Origin of the sequence: Neobacillus drentensis (assembly GCF_036966985.1) — a bacterium.
In the GTDB taxonomy this organism is placed as follows: Bacteria; Bacillota; Bacilli; order Bacillales; family Cytobacillaceae; genus Neobacillus; species Neobacillus drentensis_E.
Window position 1 is genome coordinate 1 of sequence record NZ_JBALSN010000290.1, and the last position, 1528, is coordinate 1528.

Consider the following 1528-nt stretch of genomic DNA (forward strand, 5'->3'; position numbering starts at 1 on the left):
CTTATCAAGGCAGTATTAATGGCTGGACACAGCATCGCATCGAGTATTCCTCAGTCAGAAAAGTATGTAAAGGATCTCGACATCCACCTTATTATTGAAGCAATCGAAAATGAATTGGATGGCCAAATTGTGGATGTTAAATCGGCAAACGGAGATACCGTTTCTGTCATCATTGAATAGTGAGTGGCTTATGCTGCATGTAAAAGTGAAAGCAAAAGATTTTCGGCTCACGCTCCCCATTCCATATGCTATTTTAAACATTGGTATTTCCATTTTATCTTCAAAATTGATTCATCAACAGGCAAACAAATGGACAAAAGAGTACTTCGAAAGAAATAAACTAGACATGACCATTCCACAGATAGACAAAAAACTGCTAAAGCCAATCATCGAGGAACTGAAAAATCATAAAGGACTCGTACTCGAAAATGTCAAAGCTAAGGACGGTACTGAGGTTAAGATTAGACTATGATCCCCCTACCCTAGCCAATGCAAGGGATGGAATCTCAACGGCTAACAATTCTATATTGATAAATGGAAAGGTTAGCCATTCGACTGCCGAATTCCCAGAACAAAAAACCCCTCAGCCCGATAAGGCTGAGAGGTGATTAAAATTAACCCACACGCTTAATACTTTCCTCGGTTTGACCCTTCTCCTTCATCCTGCTAAAAATATTCGCTAGAACCGAACCCGATAAATTATGCCAAACGCTGAAAATCGCACTTGGCACTGCCGCTAATGGCGAGAAATGAGCAGCATAAACGGGCAAAGAAGAAACCAATTAAAAATCCTAACAGATTGTGAAGAATGACTACGCCAAAAATCAACAAACCAGTTTCCGCAATCTTCGCCGCGCTGCCCGCTACAACGGCAGATACAATTAACACAATCGCAATAACGGAAACAAGCGGCAATGCTTTTGCACCGGCTTGTGCCTGTTTTCCGAAGAACCTTTTAATAATAAAGCCAAGCGCCAACGGAACAATGACAACTTGTACAATTGATAGAAATAAAGATGCCACACTGACATCCACCCACTTACTGGCGAACAAAAGAATAAGTAATGGTGTCACAATTGGTGCAAGAATCGTAGAAACAGAGGCAATCGCAACCGCCAGCGCTACATTTCCTCTTGCTAAAAACACCATAACATTCGAAGCTGTTCCGCTCGGGCAGCATCCTACTAAAATAACCCCTACCGCAACTTCCTTCGGTAAATCAAGTCCAACTGCCAAGATAAACGCTAAAAGCGGCATGATGATAAAGTGGCCGATGACCCCAAGTGCTACTTCCTTTGGTCTTCTAAACACTTCTTTAAAATCTGATAATTCCAGTGTCAGCCCCATGCCAAACATAACAATCCCTAATAAAGGAACAATATATCCTCCTAACCACACAAAGTGAGTTGGAAAATTAAAAGCAACAACAGCAAAGATTAATACCCACAATGTAAAGGTCTTTCCAGCAAAGCCGCTGATTTTCTCGATGACTCCCATAAAAAAATAGCCCCCTAAATTATTTCGTTTT

The 1528-nt window shown here is 41.2% G+C and carries 1 protein-coding gene and 2 pseudogenes; 2 read left to right on the top strand and 1 reads right to left on the bottom strand.

Annotated elements, in window-relative coordinates:
* Together V7659_RS19180 and V7659_RS19185 are read left to right on the top strand one after the other, a co-directional pair.
* Positions 1–180 (top strand): annotated as a pseudogene (locus V7659_RS19180) (hypothetical protein); the annotation flags it as partial.
* Between the two features lie 10 nt (positions 181–190).
* On the top strand, positions 191–472 hold the full coding sequence (locus V7659_RS19185) for a hypothetical protein (RefSeq protein WP_335541453.1): 282 nt from the start codon (positions 191–193) through the stop codon (positions 470–472).
* Positions 473–614: 142 nt separating this feature from the next.
* Here the strand turns inward: V7659_RS19185 and V7659_RS19190 are convergent.
* A pseudogene (locus tag V7659_RS19190) lies at positions 615–1497 on the bottom strand (bile acid:sodium symporter family protein).
* Positions 1498–1528 lie beyond the last annotated feature (31 nt).

Excerpts from the sequence above, each read along its gene's own strand:
- V7659_RS19185 (WP_335541453.1), top strand. The coding sequence starts at position 191 with ATGCTGCATGTAAAAGTGAAAGCAAAAGATTTTCGGCTCACGCTCCCC.